Origin of the sequence: Labrys methylaminiphilus subsp. lupini, from assembly GCF_051161885.1 — a bacterium.
Taxonomy (GTDB): Bacteria; Pseudomonadota; Alphaproteobacteria; order Rhizobiales; family Labraceae; genus Labrys.
Window position 1 is genome coordinate 424,282 of sequence record NZ_JBMDIH010000001.1, and the last position, 15,562, is coordinate 439,843.

At 64.0% G+C, this 15,562-nt stretch carries 11 protein-coding genes; all 11 read right to left on the reverse strand.

All coding sequences use genetic code 11. From position 1 onward, the window contains the following. Positions 1–81: 81 nt before the first annotated feature. A complete protein-coding gene (locus tag ACN6KF_RS01915; RefSeq protein ID WP_434955205.1) occupies positions 82–1,257 on the reverse strand; it encodes an endo alpha-1,4 polygalactosaminidase in 1,176 nt (391 codons plus the stop codon). Positions 1,258–1,344: 87 nt separating this feature from the next. Beyond that, on the reverse strand, positions 1,345–2,379 hold the full coding sequence (locus ACN6KF_RS01920) for a tetratricopeptide repeat protein (protein ID WP_434955206.1): 1,035 nt from the start codon (positions 2,377–2,379) through the stop codon (positions 1,345–1,347). A gap of 116 nt (positions 2,380–2,495) precedes the next feature. Continuing rightward, positions 2,496–3,497 carry an NAD-dependent epimerase/dehydratase family protein gene (locus tag ACN6KF_RS01925; RefSeq protein WP_434955207.1) on the reverse strand — a complete coding sequence of 334 codons (1,002 nt, stop codon included), beginning with the start codon at positions 3,495–3,497 and terminating at the stop codon, positions 2,496–2,498. A gap of 147 nt (positions 3,498–3,644) precedes the next feature. After that, a complete protein-coding gene (locus ACN6KF_RS01930; protein WP_434955208.1) occupies positions 3,645–4,484 on the reverse strand; it encodes a hypothetical protein in 840 nt (279 codons plus the stop codon). 80 nt (positions 4,485–4,564) lie between these two features. Further along, positions 4,565–5,743, reverse strand: coding sequence for a KpsE/RkpR family capsule polysaccharide export protein (locus ACN6KF_RS01935; RefSeq protein WP_434955209.1), 1,179 nt, complete (start codon positions 5,741–5,743; stop codon positions 4,565–4,567). Continuing rightward, entirely contained in the window at positions 5,721–6,425 is a 705-nt protein-coding gene (locus tag ACN6KF_RS01940) for a P-loop NTPase family protein (protein WP_434955210.1), read from the reverse strand. Before ACN6KF_RS01940 ends, ACN6KF_RS01935 begins: the two co-directional genes overlap by 23 nt. Before the next feature lie 5 nt (positions 6,426–6,430). After that, positions 6,431–7,687, reverse strand: coding sequence for an ABC transporter permease (locus ACN6KF_RS01945; protein WP_434955211.1), 1,257 nt, complete (start codon positions 7,685–7,687; stop codon positions 6,431–6,433). Positions 7,688–7,899: 212 nt separating this feature from the next. Then, complete coding sequence (locus ACN6KF_RS01950) at positions 7,900–9,183, reverse strand: nucleotide sugar dehydrogenase (protein ID WP_434955212.1); 1,284 nt, start codon at positions 9,181–9,183, stop codon at positions 7,900–7,902. Between the two features lie 150 nt (positions 9,184–9,333). Next, positions 9,334–11,217 carry a tetratricopeptide repeat protein gene (locus tag ACN6KF_RS01955; protein WP_434955213.1) on the reverse strand — a complete coding sequence of 628 codons (1,884 nt, stop codon included), beginning with the start codon at positions 11,215–11,217 and terminating at the stop codon, positions 9,334–9,336. Between the two features lie 27 nt (positions 11,218–11,244). Then, complete coding sequence (locus ACN6KF_RS01960; RefSeq protein WP_434955214.1) at positions 11,245–13,341, reverse strand: glycosyltransferase; 2,097 nt, start codon at positions 13,339–13,341, stop codon at positions 11,245–11,247. Beyond that, positions 13,338–15,530, reverse strand: a complete 2,193-nt coding sequence (locus tag ACN6KF_RS01965; RefSeq protein WP_434955215.1) for a glycosyltransferase — start codon at positions 15,528–15,530, stop codon at positions 13,338–13,340. The genes ACN6KF_RS01960 and ACN6KF_RS01965 overlap by 4 nt, the downstream gene beginning before the upstream one ends. Positions 15,531–15,562 lie beyond the last annotated feature (32 nt).

The following is a 15,562-nucleotide window of genomic DNA, read 5'->3' on the forward strand; positions in this document are numbered from 1 at the left end:
GTCCTCGGTAAACAATGAAAATAGCCGGCTAAAAGCCGGCTATTTTCATTAATGTATCCTTGAAACCATCTCAGATGGCAATCATCCCTCCGCCCGGAGCAGCACGACACCAGATCGCGGTTTGAGTTCGATCGGGCCGCTGACCGCCTGGCCGGACAGGTCGCGCCAGCTGCCCGCAGGCGGCTGGATCGTGGCCGATTCCCGGTCCGAGAAGTTAACGGCGGCGTAGCCGCGCTGGTAGTTGCGCCAGGCGAGCGTGCCCTGAAGCTGTGAGGCGCCGACCGGAGGACCGACGGGCGGATCGAGATTGGGATATTCGACCCAGCGCCCGGTGTCCTTCTGCGGCAGCACGGCGAGATAACTGCGATTGTTGCGGTTTACCAGGAAGCTGGCGACGATCCAGGACAGTTCGGCGTTGTCGGGGGGCGCGGGGGCGTTCGTGCAGGTGTAGTTGATCGAGACATAGGCCCGATCCTTGCGCTGCTGGATCAGCTCACGCTTGAGGCGCCAGGCATCGTCGGTGATGCGGCGCCGGCAACTGTCGCTGAAGCCGCCTTCATCGACCCAGATATCGGCAAGGTTGATCAGGGCCTTGGTCTCATCGGGTTGCTTGGGGTCGATCTTGGCATTCAATGCGATCAGGCCGCCGCGTTGATGGATCTCCTTGGCGAGCCAGCCGATATAATCGAGCTTCTGGGCGGTATGAGCCGGGTCACGCGACTGCCCGCTGAAAAGTTGCATCCATTTGCCGTCGCGCCAGACACCGCAACGCTTGTCCGTGTTGGGCAGGGCGACATTGTCGAACGCGATGGAATGATAACCCTTGGCCAAAGCCGGCTCGATATAGGTCTTCAGGAGATATTGGCGCACCTCGGGATTGCTGGTGTCCAGAGGCGCATAGGCACCCCAGGAATAGGTGTAGCCGAAGGAGGGCGTCTGCTGGTCGCACTGATAGGTGATCCAGCTGGGATGATTGGCCTTGTACCATTCCGCCGTGTGGGCGCGGTTGAGATCGCGCTGATTGGGATAGTAAAAGCTGTCGATAACCTTGTTCGAACGCAGGGGTGTCTTGGAGCCCCAGACGAAGCCGACATTCGGCAGATTGCCGGGTGACTGCATGTGATTGTTGAAGATCTGGGCGCGCGGAATCCGGTCCACGGTCTCCGGATGCGCCACGCTTTGCTGCCCCAGGGCCGCGGTCGCAGCAACGAGGGAGACGGTGACGGCAATGCCGAAACTCAGATGTTTTTGCAGCATGGCTCTTCCGTTGATCTGTGTGCGTATGCGCCGCGTCCCGACCTCGCCGAGAAGTTGACAGCCCCCAGCGGAGCTGGAGGCTGACGCCTATTCCCGGCCCGGCAGGAGGTGATCCAAGAGAACCAGGGCGGTGGGATCCTCGTGGCGCAAAGCGAGGGCATCGAAGCAGGCGCCGATGGCGTTTTCGATATCCTGGCTGGCCCGGCAGGCACGCGCCAGCTGGACATAGTCGTCGGCCGTGGCGGCGCCCTGCGCGGAAACAGCCTGAAGGAGTGTCTTGGCCTGCGCATAGTGCCGGTTGGCGATCAGGGCGCGGGCATGCAGGCTACGGGCGGCACCGTCCTCCGGATAGTCCTCGAGCAGGGCGGCCGTGTGCTCATGGCTGTCCGGTTCCTTGGCGACCAGCGCCTTGCGCGCTTCGGCCAGCCTGCGCGCCTTGATGCGCTCGGCGAGGTCGCCGGCCGCTGCATCCAGGCCGAGCCGGCTGCCCGCCTGCAGCCATGCATGGGCTTCCTGCCAGGCCTGGTCCCGGAAGGCTTGCCTGGCGCGGTTGCCGACATCGCGAGAGAGGGTTGCCGAGGCATCGGCCAAGGCGGCGGCATCGGCAACCAGCCCGGCATTGCGGGCGAACTCGCCGGCTTCTCCAGCGGCGGCGAGCAGGCGCAGGAAATCGATGCGAAGGGCGACGTTGTCCGGGGCGAGGGAGAGCGCCATTTCGAAGGCCGTCACCCGCTCCTGAGTCGGGTTCTGCTTTCGCAACGCCTGCTGGCGCAGCAGCGTGACGATGCGCGGCAGCACCTCGGAATCGCAGGACTGGATCCTGACCGGTGACACCGTCGCGACACGCGCGGCCGCCTGTACCTCGCCATGGCGCAGCAGGCCGCGGATGCCGGCTACGGCCTCGTTGATCGAAGACGGCAGGAGATTGGTGAGGGCGGCGATGGTGCCTTCGATATCGCCCAGGCTCAGAGTGCTGCGCGCCAGGGTGCGCAGGGCAATATTGTCATCGGGCGTGATCGCCAGAGCGGTCCGTGCTTCCTCGGCAGCTTCGGCGAAGCGTTCAAGCTTGAAGAGTGCCACGCTGGCGCGTGTATGTGACTCCGCTGGAGAGGCTAGGGTCATCTTGACAACTCGGCGTTTGCCCCAAATCGGGGGAGGTGGATCTGGCATCCGGCTCGTCGCGGAATTCCTTTGCGGCGAGCCGGGCCGGTGGCGTGCAATCGAGGTCGGAGCTCAGCTCAGACCCGGTAGTAGGAGCGGTACCATTCGACGAAGTTCCTGACGCCGACATCGATCGTCGTCGTGGGCTTGTAGTCGATCAGCTTCTCCAAGAGATCCGCAGCCGCGAAGGTCGCGGGAACGTCACCCTTCTGCATGTCGAGGAAATTCCGCTTCACCGGCATTCCCAGGCATTTTTCGACGGCGTCGACATAGTCGAGCAGGCCGACGGGCTGGCCGCCGCCGATATTGACGACACGATAGGGGCCGGCCGGTGACAGGGAATCGATGTCGCTGACGGGCTGGCCCTCGATGGGCGGCACCTGGGTGAGGCGCGCGATGGATTCGACCAGGTCGTCGACATAGGTGAAGTCGCGCTGCATCTTGCCATGGCCGTAGACGTCGATCGGCTCGCCGGCCAGCGTCGCCTTGACGAATTTGAACAGGGCCATGTCAGGCCGGCCCCAGGGGCCGTAGACCGTGAAGAAGCGGAAGGCCGTGGTCGGGATCTTCCACAGATGCGCATAGGAATGCGCCATGTCCTCGGTGGCCTTCTTGGTCGCCGCATAGAGCGTGAGCGGATGGTCGGTACGCTCGCGCTCGTTGAAGGGCATGTCCTTGTTGGCGCCGTAGACCGAACTCGTCGAGGCGAACAGGAAATGGCCGACGGAATGAGCCCGAGCCAGTTCCATCACGTTAAAGGTGCCGATCAGATTGGCGTCGACATAGGCGCGTGGATTTTCGAGGCTGTAGCGTACGCCGGCCTGGGCGGCGAGATGGACGATGACATCGGGCTTCTCGTCGGCGACGACCTTTTCGAGCGCGCTGAAATCCTCCAGCATGAGGATGTGTTCGCGGAACGCATTGGTCTTGGCCAGCATGGCGTGCCGGGCCTGCTTGAGCGTGACGTCGTAATAGGGCGTCATGCCGTCCACGCCCGCCACGAAGTGGCCGTCGGCCAACAGGCGGCGGGCAAGGTGGAAGCCGATGAAGCCAGCCGTGCCGGTAATCAGAAAGCGCATAAAGGGTCAGTCCTTTCATAGCGTTTTGCGATTTGGCGGTATCGCCGAGAATCGCAAAGACGCGTCACAATAAAGAGCTGGAGCAGAGCGGCGGTCGCACCAAAATGCGCTTTGCTCCGAGGTGGATAAAGCCGACGCGGCGGACCGTCAGGCCGCCAGGTCGGGAATGGCAGAAACATTCGGCTTGATCACGCGGTTGAGCAGATACCAGCCATACATTTGTTCGAAGCCCGGATCGTAATGGTCGAGATCGGCGCCCTGGCGTTCGAGGGCACGCGTGCGGCCGACGGCCTCGATCACGCCGCGCGGCTCGAAGACGGGAATGCCGAGTTCGGCGCCGACCTTCCTCACCCGGGTGATGAAGGCCTCGCGGCTCTGCAGGACGCGTCCGTCCTGGAGCGGCAGGCCGACATGCGACACCGCGGCCATCGGCTTGCCCCAGAGCTGCTTGAGCTCGATCAAGCCCTGGCGCAACGCATCTTCGTCGGCAAGTTCGCAATGGGCATCACGCAGGATCCGGGCGTCTGCCTCGCCGAAGCCGGCCTCGGCGAACTGCTCGGAAGCGATGACTTTCTTGGCAGTCTCGGCCGAGATGCTGCGTTTCTGCAGCATTTCCTTCCACCACACTTTGCCCCCTTCGCCCAGGGGACTGAGCAAATGGCGGTGAAGATAGTTGAGCTGGAGATAGATGCCGTCGCAGATCAGCTCCTTCTCGGAAGCGACCTCCACGAGGAGGAAATCGGCCTTGGCCTGTTCTTTCTGGGCATTGGCAGAAAGCCTGGGCACCCGCTCCGTCGAGAAGACATAGGGCGCCATACCGTCGGGGATGACGCATTCGCCGCGCATCCAGCGCAGGCGCTGGACGGCTTCGCCGACCGAATGCAGATAGGCGCGTGAACCGCCGTCATAGTGGCTGCAACGGCCCGTGGCCGCGATCTCTTCCATCGGCCTGTGCAGACGGCAGGACCCCAGAACGAATACCTTCATCGCGCGTCACTCCTTGCATGAATGGGATAGCGGGAGAGTTGGAGAGTTGAACGGCCAAAGCCAAATTTCATCGCCAAACCTCATCGGCCTGAGATCGCGTTTCGGATCAGGCCGCCGGCCACCGAAGTGAGAAAGACCAGCGCCAGGCCCACCAGCAGGGAGGAGCCGAGAGCAGTCAGCTTCTGCGGGTAGGTCGGCGTATAATCGGCCTTGGGCTGGGCGATCGGCGAGACATAGCGCTGCTGGCGCAGGATTGCCACGCGCGCCTGGTCGAGGGACTGGCGGGCCGAGGCCAGATTGGTGTCGGCGAAGTCCTGCGCGATCTTCAGGCTTTCATAGGTGGAAAGCTGCTTGGCCACCGTCTCGCTGCCGCCACCCAGCCGCTGGCGGGTATCGTCGATCTCCTTGCGGAGGGTGACGATCCGCGTCTCCACGCTCTTGCGTCGCGGATTGTCGCCCTGCGTTACCTTGAGCTGACCGAGATCGGTCTGGGCTGCGGCCAGCTGGGCTTCGAGCTGCCCGATCAAATTGGTCAGCACGGTCAGATCGCCTGTCGGATCGACATTGGCGTTGCGGTTGCGCCAGTTTGCCACCCCCAGGCGGGCATCGGCTGCGCGCTGTTCGCTGCGCGAGACCTCCTCCTGGGCGACCTTGAGGGCATCGTTGAGGGCGCGCTGGTTCATGTTGTTGGCGAAGGTGTCGGAAAGATCGATTAGCGCATTGGAGATCTTGACGGAATCTTCCGGGGTGAAGGCCTCGACCTGCAGGACGACGATCTGCTCGATCATGTTGTAGCGCACGGTGATCAACGATTTATAGGCTCGGTAGAGATCGTCGGGCGTCGGATCGTCTGGCAGGCGCACCAGTGGGTCGGCCGGATGCTCGGTGAGCATCTTGGTCAGGTCGATCTTCTTGGCGAGCCCGTCCATTGCTTCGCGAGACTGCAGGAAATCGCGAACCGCGTAGCCATCGACGAAGCCGGTGACACCCATGCCGGACGAGCCGGGGGTGAGCAGGCCGCCGACGCCGGCCTGTGGCTGGACATCGCCGCCCCGGATCGCAAACCGCGACTCCGCAGTATAAAGAGGCGTGGCGAGAACGAAGACATAGAGCGCCGTCAGCGCCAACGGTAGCAAAGCCAGCGTCAGTGCGATCAAGGAAAAACGCCGCCGTCGCCGCCGCACCTTGTGCTGGTAGCGCAGAAATGCCGCACTCTCCTCCGGAGCGATCTCGCTTTTAAGCGAATTGATCGTCGACAAGGGGCTCGGGTTGACCTCGTCCAGTGTCGTTGATGTCGGGACGGAGAGGGAATTTGCGGATGACTTCGTCAAGTTGGCTCTCTATTTCGATCAGACCCTGATTGAGGATGAGGGCGGTGTCACAGAACTCGTCGACTTCGGTTTTTCGGACGGTCGACAGGAGGAGCATCCGACCGGCAATGCGCTGCTCGAAAAGGGCTCTCCACAACAAGGTGAAGCGATCTTTCCGATAGGGGAATGTGCCGTCGACGACGTAAATTTCAAATGTCGGCAGGAGCGGCAAAATATACCCGAATTCCTGACGCGCTGTGGCCGGCCAATGCTCTACGAACTCGTCGAGATATTCCGGCAGAGTCAACATCGACTCGACGAGGTATATACAGAATCTATAGTCAAGATGATACAAACGGGAGATTAAGGCTACAATTTGTCTCCCGCTCAATTTACCGCGAACAAAGCCCGCGCGGCCGATGGGCCAGGAGCAACTGCCACCGCGGACAACATGGCCGCTGCTGGGAGGGCGCAGGCCGGCGAGCAGGTCGATGGCGGGCTTGCGCGCGATCGGATCCGGCGAGACGACGGCATAGCGTGCTGTCGGCAGCGTCATGGTGATGTCGAGTGCCACCGGGTAGGGCGAGCCCCCCACCAGCGGTGTATCCACAACATGTTCGAGCGCAATCATGGTCCTCACACGGGTTGGATACGAGGCCGCGCGTGCTTTTCGGCCAGGAGGCCGATGCCCAACACGGCAATCAGACACAGAAAGAAATAGGTCGGGTTGGCGTCCGAGGAGGCGTAGCCTGGAAAATAGGCCGCCCGCAGAAGCTGCATGCCATGAGAGGTCGGTGACCACAGCACATAGCCGCGATATTCCTCGGGCAGTTGCTCGGTCACGAAGAAGACCGACGAGAACAGCTGCAAGGCGCGTTCGAGCACCGAAGCCAGGCGCAGGAAGAATGGCCAATGCACGGCAATGGCGCCGAAGATGAGACCGATCGCCAGCCCGTAGAGCCACATATTCACGACATAGCTGATCACCAGGGGCACGTTGGCCGGCAGGGTGATCATGTTGACCAGTCTTCCGCAGGACAGCAGGATCATGAAGACGACGGCGTAGATGATCAGATATTGGACCGCATAGGCGAGCGCCTGATGGATCGGCCGGACAGGCGGCAGATTGATGAAGACGCGGTTGTGCGCGACGGCGGTGCTCACCCGGAAGATCACCTGGCGTACCATGATCCAGGTCGTGCTTCCGACCAAAGCGAAGGTCGGGACGTCCATGTTCATGATGAACTGCGTCTGAAGAATGAAGTAGACCAGCGAGATCAGCGTCAGCAATACGGCGGGCTGAATCAGCATCCAGAGGATGCCGAAGCGGCTTTCGGAGGCGATGAGCTGGAACTGGACGATGAGAATGGCGCGGATCACGCCGATCGCGCCGGCGACCCGCGTGCCACGGCCGTTCTTCCCGCGGGCAGGATCGGCGAGAAACAACCCATTGCTGAGATGGGCGATCAGCTCCAGATCCTGGCGGCTGGCGCGGCTGAGATAATCCTCCTGGACGCCGCCCTCGACCAGGCGTGCCTCCCGGGCGGCGGCGTCGCGCTTACGGGAGCGCCTGAGATCGCGCGCTTCGGCCAGCTTGATGGCGGCTTCGCGCAGATCCGACGGTGCATAGCCATCGTCGAAGACGTCGATATCGGCCCGGATGTCGTTTTCGAGAATCCGGATCGTCGTCCTCAGCAGACGATGGTGATAGTCATGATCTTCGGCATCGTTCCCGCCGTCGTCTTCGTCAAAGATCTGCTTTTGGGTCTTTTCGGCATGATTGTAGACGGCCCGCCGCGTCTTGATGTTGTTGTCAGGCAGATCGCGTAGCGCATGGCGCAGGAGGGTGAGATATCCGTCCCAATCCTGTTGAAGAACGTTAGCGGAGGTCATCGGCCATGATCCTTCTGTCTGCCATGGGCCGGTGACGGCAGGAACCGCGAAGGAGCTGCGCACTCCTCGTCACGGCATCGACAGGGGCACGACGCCTCGACCCCGCGCCGGATCGGCGCAGGGAGAGGCAAAGGCCTGTGCCTGTCCCCCAAGCGGGGGACAGGCGAAGCGCCGAAGCGCCTATGGTCTGTTGGGCGTTCAAGGGCGCGAGGTCACAGCCGCCAGACTGTGACACCCTCCGGCGCGGTCGCGCGATCGAGCACACCCTTGACGTCCATGACCACGCCCGTGCCGTTGCGCAGGCGCGACTTGATCAGTGGCCAGCCCTTGGTGGCATATTCCTTGTGGGGAACGGCCAGGATGATGGCATCCGCTGGTTCGACGTCGTCCAGCTCGGAAAGCTCGACGCCATATTCGTGCAGCGCCTCCTCGTTGGAGGCCCAGGGATCGTGCACCGCGGTCTGGATGCCGAAACGGTTGAGCTCCTTGAGGATGCTTGCCGCCTTGGAGTTGCGCAGATCCGGCACGTCTTCCTTGAAGGTCAGACCGAGCTGCAACACGTTCTCGACCTTGCGGCCCTCCTGCAGCAGCAGGCGCACGCATTCGCGGGCGATGCGCTCGCCGACGGAGTCGTTGATGCGCCGGCCCGACAGGATGACCTGGGGATGGTAGCCGGCCTTTTCCGAACGATAGGTCAGGTAGTAGGGGTCGACGCCGATGCAATGGCCGCCGACCAGACCCGGCTTGAAGGGCAGGAAGTTCCATTTGGTGGAGGCCGCTTCGAGCACGTCGCTGGTATCGACATCGAGGAGCTGGAAGATGTGCGAGAGCTCGTTCATGAAGGCGATGTTGATGTCGCGCTGGGCGTTCTCGATCACCTTGGCGGCTTCGGCAACCTTGATGGTGGGAGCGACATGCACGCCGGCGGTGATGACGGAGCCATAGACGTCGGCGACGATGCCGCGGGTCTCCTCGTCCTGGCCGGACACCACCTTCTTGATCTTGGTGAAGGTGTGCTCCTTGTCGCCCGGATTGATGCGCTCGGGGGAATAGCCGACGGTGAAGTCGACACCGCTGGTGAGGCCGGAGGCCTTTTCCAGCACGGGTACGCATTCTTCCTCGGTCGCGCCGGGATAGACGGTGGATTCGTAGACGACGATGTCGCCGCGCTTGAGGGCGCCGCCGACGGTGCGCGATGCTGCGCGCAGAGCGCCCAGATCGGGCTGGTTGGCGCTGTCGACCGGGGTCGGCACGGTAACGATGAAGAAATCGGCCTTGTTGAGGTCGGCCGGGTTCCAGGAGAAGATCGGCGGCGTTGCCTTCAGCTCTTCGCTGGAGATCTCACGCGTCCGATCCTCACCAGACTGCAGTTCCTTGACGCGGGCCTGATCGATGTCGAAGCCGATCGTCTCATAGCCATGCTTGGCAAAGGCTACCGCGACCGGCAGGCCGACATAACCCAGCCCGATGACTGCGATCTTGCGTTTCTGACTCAAGACATAACTCCTTGCGGTTTGTCATTGCGACGCCCTAAGGGCGGTTGAGTGGGTCGATCGCCGAAGCCGGCGGATCGTCCGTACGTCACCGTCCTCCTGCGGGAGGCGGACAGGTTTTCGAAAAAGGCGAAAATGTATGGATCGGGACCATCAGCGGATGCCTCGCCAGATGCCGCCGCTGAGCCGAAGGTTTTCGGGGCCGCGCAGGATCTGCCGCTCGACTTCCCTGAAGAACGCGCCCTGATAGGCTTCGGCGAAGGCCGGGAATTCCTGGCCCCCCTGCTTGGCAGGCATGGCCTCGACGTGGAACTTCACCCGGCGCTCCTGCCAATAGGGAATGGTGATGAAGCTTGGAACGCCGAGGCGATGGACGAGCCCGGCGGCGAACTGGGAATAGGTCACCTGCCGGCCTTCCCAGCCGACCCGAGGAGCCGAAGGGCTCATGGCACCGTCGATGGCGATAACAACCGCACTGCCCTGGCGCAGGGAGGTCATCACCTCGCGCGTCACCTCGAGTTCGGAGTGCTCACTGGTGGAAATCAGGGAGCCGACATGCGGGAAGGAGGCGATCTTGGGGGCAGAGGCGAGCCATTTCATCGGAATGTCCGCCATGTGCAGCGCCAGGGGCCCGGCATACATCGGTCCCATATGCGGGCTGATCAGCAAGGCGCCCTTGCCCTTGTCCAACCCCTCGCGGATGCCGGCCACGGCCGCGTCGATGCCATCGAGGATTTCAGCCACTTCGCCGGTTCGTTCGGGCGCGCATTCGAGCCAGTCGAGCAGCAGCAGGTCGGCGAGGCAGCCCCACCGCGCCCGGTCGTCCCAGGCCTTGCGATCCCAGGCCTTGCGATCACTGGGCTCGCCGCCGGCAAGACGGGTTGCGAGCGACCAGGCAAAATCGAGCCTGCCCTTGGGGATGGGCGCGCTGGCCAGGTTCTCGTCGAGACGGGCCAGGGTATCGGCGAAGGAGTCCTTGAGATAGGCCCGCTTGCGGCCGACGAGGTCGGCATAATGCCCCTGGGCTTCTTCCTTCAGGCCCGCTTGCAGCAGCGTCGAGATGGTGTAGCGCTGCAGGGCCGGCGAATGAGGGTCTTCCTGAGCCAGCTTGCGCAGCAGCGTGGCCGCCTCGTCATAGTGGCGGGCCAGTCGCAGGGCACGCGCCAGCAGCATCTTGAGATTGCGCAGATCCGGTGCGAGCTCGCTGGCCTGCCGGAGGACGTCGACCGCCTCCTCGTTCTGCCGCAGCCTGAGCAAAGTCTCGCCGAGTGTGCGCAGCAGCAGCACGTCCTTGGCGGCCTTGTCGCGCGCCTGGCGCAGATGCTCGAGGATCTCAGCGTCGTTCCTGCCGAGCGACAGCATCGCATTGGCGACGACAAGATGCAGCCTCGGGGATTCCCCGCCCTGTTCAAGGGCCTTGCGGCCGATGGCCAGCGCCTGTTGGTGGCGCCCCGCCAGTTGCAGGACCTGGGCGACTTCGAGGGCGAGATCTGCCGTAAGGTCGGTCCGGTCCTGCAAGCGCTCGACGATGACGAGACTGGCATCGAGCTCACCCGCCCGCGTCAGGGCGATCAGGCAGAGCTGGGCGAGCCGCGCATGCTCCGGACTGCGCTCGGCATAACGGCGTGCGAAGTCGCGGGCGGCATCGAAATCGGTCGCCTGGACCAGGGCCTGCAGCCTTACCGCCGCGATAGCAAGATTGTCGGAGTCGAGTTCTCCGGCCCGTTCGATATGCGCCTGGCCGGCATCGCGCTGGCCCGAGCGCATCATCACGCTGCCGAGCGTGAGGAGGTCGTCGCTGGAAGAGGGATTGGCCTCGACCAGACGTTCCAGGAAGTTGCGGGCGGTGTCGAGTTCGCCGGCGCGCATGGCCGGCGCGACGACGAGGCGCCGGACCTGGTTGCGATTGCGCGGCACGGCGGCCACGGGCAATGTCAGCAGGGCGAGGGCGTCCTGCATCCGACCGCCCCCGGCCAGAGCGAGGACCTCGTCGATCGCCTGCCTCGAATCCGTGGCCTTGGTGTCTTGTTCGGTCATTCGCTTCATACGCTGTCGCCTCGCGAATTAGCGGTCGAGATAAGCATCGACGGTCAGCTCCAGCATGCGGCGCATGGAAAAGCGCTCGCGGGACCATTGCGCCACATTGGTGGCGAGTTCCGCGCGCTCCTGCGGGTCGCGGCGCCAGGCCAGCACCTGGCTGGCGATGGCATCCGGTTCCAGATTGTCGATCGAGGGCAGGACGGTGCCGCTCACCTTGGGCACCAGCGTCTCGGCGGCGCCTCCGGCCGGCGTGGTGACGACCGGAACCCCGCTGAACTGCGCTTCGATCAGCACATTGGGTAGGCCCTCGTGCCGGGACAGCAGCAGAAACACGTCCATATGCGACAGCCAATGGCCGACCCGAGGCGAGCGCCCGGTGAACAGCACGCGATCGGCAATGCCCAGCTCCTCGGCATAGGAGGTGGCCTTGCCGAGCAGGGGCCCATCACCCACCAGGATGAAGCGGGCATCGGGCACGCGTGCGGCCAAGCTCGCCGCGGTTTCCAGCCAGAGCAGCGGGCGCTTGTTGTCGTCGAAGCGCATGACCGAACCGATGGTGAAGCCGGCCTTGACGTCGAAGCTCTCGAGCTTCTGGGTCAGGGCCAAGGTCTTCTCGTCCGTCGCCGTGCTCAGGGGATCGAGCCCGTTGGGGATGATGCGCACCGATCCGCGCGGCAGCTTGAGCCAGGCCTCGTAGCGCTCGCCGGCGGCCTGCGAGTTCGCCACGATGGCAACGCCCCGAGCCGAGAGCAGCGAGCGATAGACCGCTTCATATTCCGGCTTGTTGCGTTCGAAGCGATCTTCGGGCGGCAGCGTGCGCACGCCGAGCAGGATGCGAGGCACGCCCGCCAGCAGGGCGGCCAGCCCAGTGGCGAGGACCGAGCCGTCCTGCCAGATATGCACGATGTCGGGGCTGATATATTTCAGTGCGTCGGTGAGCCGGATCACGCCTGTCCGCATCTGCGTCGGCAGGTGATCGAGGAAGCCGATCAGGTCCTTGACGCGGGAATAGCGCGGACGTCCGCCATATTCGGCAAACAGCGAATATTCGTGGATCGGCAAGCCCGCTTCCACAAATTGCGGCACGAAGAAATCGGCGCCGGCACGCGAATGCAGCGAGCTGCAGACCACATGGATGGGGCCCATGATGTCGGCATCGGCAATAGGGCTCGCCGCATGGATGGCGCGATTCAGGCCGAGCGCCGTGTTGGTGAACTGGCGTTCGGCACCGCCCGATCCCAGGCTGCCATTGATCAGCACGACCGGTCCGACGAAGCGGCGCGGCTCGAAGGTCGTGTTCGCCTCGCGCTGGGCGATAGCCATCTCGAACACGCGTTCGATCACCAGATTGGGCAGATGGTCGTCGCTGTTGGCGTGATCGGGCACGAGTTCGCTGAGACTGCGCAGATCCTGTTCGATCCGTGCCTGCGTCTGGGCGATGTGCTTGGTCTCACCGAACTTGTCGCGCGCAAATTCGATGATCTCGCGGGCCCGCATTGGCTGTCCCAACGAGACATAGAGACGTCCGAGCGCAACCAGCACCGATTCGGGCGTCGAGTCCATCTCGACGAGCTGGCCGAAGGCCGCCTCGGCGCCATCGAAATCCTTCAGCTCGATCAGGCCGCGCCCGTAGATCAGCAGCTGCGAGGGATCTTCCGGTTCTTCGGCGAAGCGATCGGAATGGAGCGTCCTGCCGGCATCGACGCCGTCGATGCGGATGGTCCAGCGCAGCACGCGAAAGAAGGCCTCGCGCGAGGTCGGAAAACGCTCGTCGATGCCGCGCCAGACCAGGAGGGCCCGTGGATCCTGCACGCGTTCCAGGGCCCGGGCGACCAGTGCCTGGAAGCGCTCCTCGCGTGGGTGCTTGATCACATAGGGAAGCAGCTTGTCGAGAGCTTCGGACAGTTCGGGCAGCCGGCGCATCGCGCCGGAGATGTCGCGGGCCTGGTTGACCTCGGCGGTGGTCACGCGTTGCGCGCCATTGCCTGCGCGCAGGCCGCTGGCTACCGCGGCCGAGACGATGTCACGGGCCGAGGTCTCGAGGGGAGGCGCCGGCGTGGCGTCGCTCGCCCCGGCGTCATCCACCGGCTGTACGGTAGACTGGGTGCGGAAAGCCATCATGACGATGAGACCGCCCGCGCCTTGCGAAGCCGTTCGACCAGGGCCCCTGCGGAGGACAGCGAGCGCCATTCCTCGGCGCGGCCGGCACTCTTTTCCTGCTGCGCGCTACGCTGCGAGGCGTCGCCAGCGAGCTGGCTGAGCGTTTCGACGAGACCATTCTCGCCTTCACCGATCCAGACCGCGGCGTTGCCCAGGATGGCGCGCGCCACCGGCCCATCGGATGCAACGATGGTCTTGCCATGCAGGAGCGCGTCGACGAGTTCGAACCGGGTCCGCTCGGTTCGGCTCGAACCTGCGAGCGTCGGGGTGACGAAGATGTCGATGGTCTTGTAGGCTTCGGCGATCGAGCCGACCTTGGGACGGCCGGGGAAGAGCACGCGCTCGCCATGGCCCATATGGCTCAGGCGCTCATGCAGCTTGAGGAAGCGGGAACCGACACCGAAAACCGCCAGTCCAACATCAATGCCATTGGCGACGAGCTTGTCGAAAGCATCCCCGATACCTTCCAGATCGAGGTCCTCATAGGGATCTCCGACATAGCCCAGGACCAGCCGGTTTCTGAGGGCGGGGTCGCTGCGCCAGGCGGGGGTCTTCTCATCCGCCTTGAAGGCGGGCACGCTCTCTCCGAGCATCAGCAGCTTGGCCGGCGGCACCTTTCGGGCGGCCACGGCATCCGATGCGCCGGGCCAGCGGGTGAGGACGAGGCTCGCCTCCGCGATGAGAGCATCGTCAGCCTGGCGAAGCAGCGTTTCCTTGTCGTTCGCCGACGTGGTGTCGGTCCCCGCCGCGACACGCTGGCAATCAAGCACCAGAGTGGCGCCCGACATCCGCGCCGCGATGGCGGCCGGATAGGCCGCCTCCAGATCGGTGGCCACCACAATGATATCGGCTTCGAGCGTCCTGGCAGTGCGCCCCAGTGCGACGCCGGCGTCGCGGCCGTATTGATCGATGATGGCCGGTGCGGTCTCGATAGGGGCCATACGGTGATAGGCGATGCCATCGACCATGTCAGGCCCGGATTTACGGGAAGCCCCGGTGTTGCGCACGGGATATCCGGGCTGGGTCACCACCCGCACCGAGCAGTCATGCTTGGCCAACTCCTGGGCCAGGGCATGCGTACGCATGCTGATGGAGGACCAGTGATAAGGCAGGGATTGCGGCACATAGAGCAGCACGTTGAGGCGTGCTCCTGGCGCCTTGCGCGAGACCTGTTTGGGCAGACGGATGCCTTGGTCCTTGAAGCGCTCCAGCGCCATCAGTTCCTTATAGCGTCGGGTTTCCGTCGCATTGAGGGCCGCACCGGCGCGCAGGGCTTCCTGGAGAATGGCGCTGGCCTCATCGATCGAGCCGGTATCCATGAGCGTGAAGGCCAGGAGCTTGACCCGTCCCTCGTTCGGATCGGCTTCGGCAGCGGCCTTGGCGAGCGCGACGGCGGTGGCCGGATCGGCGGCGCGGGCTTGCTTGGCGAGATCGAGCAGCACGCGCGACAGCACGCTGCCACGCGGGCGCTGGTCCTGGATCCAGCGTTCGGCCGCTGCCAGGCCATCCTTCTGCGCCTTGGCGAGGGCGATCTCGGACAGTTGCAGATATTCGGGGGCCGCGCCGGTCGGGATGAGATCGGCCGGCAGCGAGAGCGAATGGCGATAATCACGATACCATTCGGCGATGCGGGCCGGCAGGCGCATGCTGTCACGCCAGCTCGAAAATCCGGTCATCATCACCTGGCCGAGCCGGTAGGTATGGCTTTCGCGCAGCTTGGTGATGCGTTGCTCGGCATGCTTCCAGACACTGCGCGTGTCGAGCACGGCGAGTTCCGCACTGCGTTTGGCCTCGCGATAGACGTCGAGGTCACGTTCCAGCTGCTGCAGGCGGGTGGTGAGCGCCACCTTATCCTCGGCCAGTGAGCGCTCGGCCAGTTCGGCTTCGAGCTCCCTGATGCGCCGTGTCGCAGCCGCTTCGCGGTCGAGCGCAGCCTGAAGCTCGGTACCGGAGGAAGCAGGCGGCGCGGAAACGGCCGCAAGCCTGGTTTTGCGGCGGTCGGGGGAGTTGGAATCGTGCAAGCCGCCGTCCATGGTAATCGCCGCCCCTTCGAGCTGACGGTCGTCGAAGAGCGTCGTCCTGGGACTCACATGCTCCGCCGTTCCATCACCATTACGATGCAGCCTGGGCGCTTCGGTCACTCTGCTCACCTTGATCTCCGGCTCCTCGGAACAAGGCGCGT

Bases quoted from the DNA above. Each gene is read 5' to 3' on its own strand.
- ACN6KF_RS01915 (WP_434955205.1), bottom strand. From the start codon at position 1,257: ATGCTGCAAAAACATCTGAGTTTCGGCATTGCCGTCACCGTCTCCCTC.
- ACN6KF_RS01925 (WP_434955207.1), bottom strand. From the start codon at position 3,497: ATGCGCTTTCTGATTACCGGCACGGCTGGCTTCATCGGCTTCCACCTT.
- ACN6KF_RS01930 (WP_434955208.1), bottom strand. From the start codon at position 4,484: ATGAAGGTATTCGTTCTGGGGTCCTGCCGTCTGCACAGGCCGATGGAA.
- ACN6KF_RS01940 (WP_434955210.1), bottom strand. From the start codon at position 6,425: ATGATTGCGCTCGAACATGTTGTGGATACACCGCTGGTGGGGGGCTCG.
- ACN6KF_RS01920 (WP_434955206.1), bottom strand. From the start codon at position 2,379: ATGACCCTAGCCTCTCCAGCGGAGTCACATACACGCGCCAGCGTGGCA.
- ACN6KF_RS01955 (WP_434955213.1), bottom strand. From the start codon at position 11,217: ATGACCGAACAAGACACCAAGGCCACGGATTCGAGGCAGGCGATCGAC.
- ACN6KF_RS01960 (WP_434955214.1), bottom strand. From the start codon at position 13,341: ATGATGGCTTTCCGCACCCAGTCTACCGTACAGCCGGTGGATGACGCC.
- ACN6KF_RS01945 (WP_434955211.1), bottom strand. From the start codon at position 7,687: ATGACCTCCGCTAACGTTCTTCAACAGGATTGGGACGGATATCTCACC.